This is a genomic window from Sphingomonas sp. (assembly GCF_036387595.1).
Lineage (GTDB): Bacteria > Pseudomonadota > Alphaproteobacteria > Sphingomonadales > Sphingomonadaceae > Sphingomonas.
Genome location: NZ_DASVTL010000092.1, coordinates 1 through 3,031, shown reverse-complemented (window position 1 = coordinate 3,031; position 3,031 = coordinate 1). Strand labels below are relative to the sequence as shown.

3 protein-coding genes are annotated in these 3,031 nt (G+C 66.3%); 1 reads left to right on the top strand and 2 read right to left on the bottom strand.

Annotated elements, in window-relative coordinates; genetic code table 11:
• Window positions 1-1,534, bottom strand: a 1,534-nt coding sequence (locus VF643_RS10840; protein WP_331043404.1) for a PAS domain-containing protein, incomplete at its 3' end; no start/stop codon positions are given.
• Between the two features lie 641 nt (window positions 1,535-2,175).
• Here VF643_RS10840 and VF643_RS10835 point away from each other — a divergent pair.
• On the top strand, window positions 2,176-2,493 hold the full coding sequence (locus VF643_RS10835) for a hypothetical protein (RefSeq protein WP_331043403.1): 318 nt from the start codon (window positions 2,176-2,178) through the stop codon (window positions 2,491-2,493).
• 12 nt (window positions 2,494-2,505) lie between these two features.
• On the opposite strand, the gene VF643_RS10830 is transcribed toward VF643_RS10835, so the two are convergent.
• The gene (locus VF643_RS10830; RefSeq protein ID WP_331043405.1) at window positions 2,506-2,994 is read right to left on the bottom strand and encodes a DUF427 domain-containing protein; all 489 of its coding nucleotides are present in this window, start codon (window positions 2,992-2,994) and stop codon (window positions 2,506-2,508) included.
• Window positions 2,995-3,031 lie beyond the last annotated feature (37 nt).

Genomic DNA, 3,031 nt, shown 5'->3' with positions numbered 1-3,031 from the left:
AATCATGCGCGACGCCGCCGGTCAGCTGGCCCATCGCCTCCATCTTCTGCGCCTGGCGCAACGCGGCCTCGACCTGCTCGCGCTCGAGGATCGCCTGCGCGATCCGCGTTTCGAGCGTCGCGTTCAGCTCGTGCAACGCCTCTTCGGCCCGCTTCGCTTCGGTGATCTCCTCGGCCGATACCGTGATGCCGACGACCTCGCCCGCGGCATTGCGCAGCGGCAGCCAGCTTTCCCGCCACGTCCGGACCACGCCGGGTTGCGCCGGGGTCGTGCCCGCGAACTCGATATTGTGCAGCGCCTCGCCTTGCAGCACGCGCTGCATCGCCTGGAGCGCCTGCTCGTCGAGATCGGGGACGATCTCGCGGACCGTGCGGCCGATATGATCGGCGGCAGGGCGGCCGTTGATCTCTGCGAGGCGATCGTTGATCCGAACGAAGCGCATCTCGCGATCGAATACGCACAGGCCGACCGGCGCGGCATCGTAGATCGCGATCAGCTCGTCGGCGCGCATCCGCGATAGCGCCTCGCTCACGTCCAGCCCCTGTTCCGCGGTTCGCCGCGCGATCGCGGCACGGGTGCGTTCGGCGAACGCGCGGACGAACGCGATCTCCTCGTCGGTCCAGCGCCGGGGCACGGCCGAGTGCACGAACAATTGCGCGGTGGTGCGGCCCTGCTCGACGACCGGGATGTCGAGGAACGCACGCACGCCAAGAGCCGCGAACGCGGCGCGCGATCCGCTGGTCCGTGGATCCGTGTTCGCGTCGGCGCAGGCGACCGCCTGTCCCTCGCGGAGCTCGTCGATGTAGCTGCCGTAATCGTCGAAACTGTGGACGCCGGCGGCACTCGCGAAACCCGGCGCGGTCCAGTCCCGATCTACCGTGATCGTGCCCGCCGCCGGGTCCATCATCCCATAGCCCACACGCACCGCGCCGAGCGCCTCGCCGAGCAGTTCGGACGCCGCAAAGGCCAGTTCGGTCGGAGTCGACACGTCGCCAAGCCGCTGGTCCAGGTCCAGCAACACGTCGCGCCGACGCACCGCCAGTACCTCCGACGTGCTTTCGGTGCAGGCGCAGAACATGCCTGCCACGCGCCCGCTCTCGTCGCGCACCGGTGAATAGCTGAAGGTGAACCAGGTCTGCTCGTCGTCACCGTTGCGCCGCATCAGCAGCGGCAGGTCGCGACGATAGATCGCCTCACCGGCCAGCGCCGCATCGACCAGCGGCGAGATATCCGGCCAGATCTCCGCCCAGATATCTGAAAAGCGCGCGCCCAATGACTGCGGGTGCTTGGCGCCGAGAATCTGCGCATAGGCATCGTTGTAGAGAAACCCGAGGTCCGCACCCCAGGCGACGAACATCGGGAAGCGCGAATTCAGCAGCAGCCCCACGACCGACCGCAGCGACTGCGGCCAAGCCGCCGGATCGCCAAGCGCGGAAGCGCGCCAGTCATGCGCACGCATCAACTCGCCCATGACGCCCCCGCCCGACAGGAAGTCGGGAGCTTCGAAGGGGTGGACCAGGTCTAATCGTCGCATCTGAAGACTCGGAGATAGGTGTCGATCGCGCCGCTCGTTCTCCGCCGATTATAGCGCTCGCGCACTAGTTGCACGCATGCGACCGAAAAGAAAACTGGCTGCCATTACTTGGACTAGTTTCGACGATCGAGATGCGGGGCTCGCCAAGTTTTGCAGCGAGCAGAACGATTCCGCAACTCGTTGCCGGCCTAGCGCAGGAGCGCCGCCGCGGCCGAGATTACCGATGATCCCGCGAACGGCCCTATGAACAGCACCAGCAACAACCAGCCGACGATCCGCATCATCACTCGTTCCTCCCGGGGCGTCAGCTTTGCCGGCGGTCGGGCGGGCGGACCGGATCCATCGGGCGCCGGGGGCCATAGCGTGGAGTCGAAGAACATCGGCAGACCTTAGCATGCCGTGCTTGCTGGGTTGGTGCAAAATCAGACTAATGCAACGCAGGATGAACGATCTTGGCACTTCGCGTTAATGCTTAGGGGGTTAGCGGGACCGTGCGATCCGACTGCAACCGGATCGTCCTAGTACTGGCGCCCGTCGCGTGTTGCGTATTGCGGCGGGCGCCGCTTTTTCCGGCCCGTGTGGACGGGGAAACCTTCGTCGATCGAGTCCGTTGGCAGCAACGATCGATGATGGAGACTAAAGTGGCCGAAACCACCTTCAAACTTAACAAGGAAATGGCCGCCGCCGCCAAGCGCGGCCTGAAGCTGCGCGAGAAGTTCGGCCGTGGCGGCACCGATGTCGGGGTGCGGCGCGCACAGCAACTCGTCGACGGCGCCGACCTCGACGAAGCCGACGTCAAATCGATGCACAGCTATTTCGCGCGGCATGCCGTCGATAAGGAAGGCGCGGCGCATCAGTGGGATTCGGACGAGGACCCCTCCGCCGGATTCATCGCCTGGCTTCTCTGGGGCGGCGATGCGGGCAAAAAATGGGCGGACGCGAAGGCAGCTAAGCTCTAGCGGCCCGGCCGACTACCAGAAGCGGCTGCCGGGAATGCCCTTGAATGGACCGGCGAGATCGGCGGTGATCCAGCCGCCATAGAAGCCGCCCGGCTGGGGGCTCACCTGTTCGCCATCGACGAGGCAAGCGTCGAACGGCGCGGCGTAGAACGCGATGTGGTCGCGCAGGCTCCTGAATGCCGCGCTTGGCGTCGGATAGCTCCACGCTACGTCGCGGAACACCTCGCCCGCGATCTCCACGTCGTAGTAGATCGCGTGTCCCTTCCATTCGCAGAACGACGTGCGATCGGATCGCCGCAGCGCCGACATCAGGATGTCCGCCGGAGGTAGGTAGTAGCTCGGCGGGTGGCTGGTCTCCAGCGTGCGGACCGCGTCGCGGGTGTCGGCGAGCACGACGCCGCGATGTTCGATGCGGACGCGGCGGCGCGCAGTCTCGGCGATCGCCGGACGCGGGTAATCCCACACGCTCTCCTGGCCCGGCGCGGCAACGTCCGGCGTCACGCGTTCCGCTCCAGCTTGCGCGCCACCACCTGAAGCG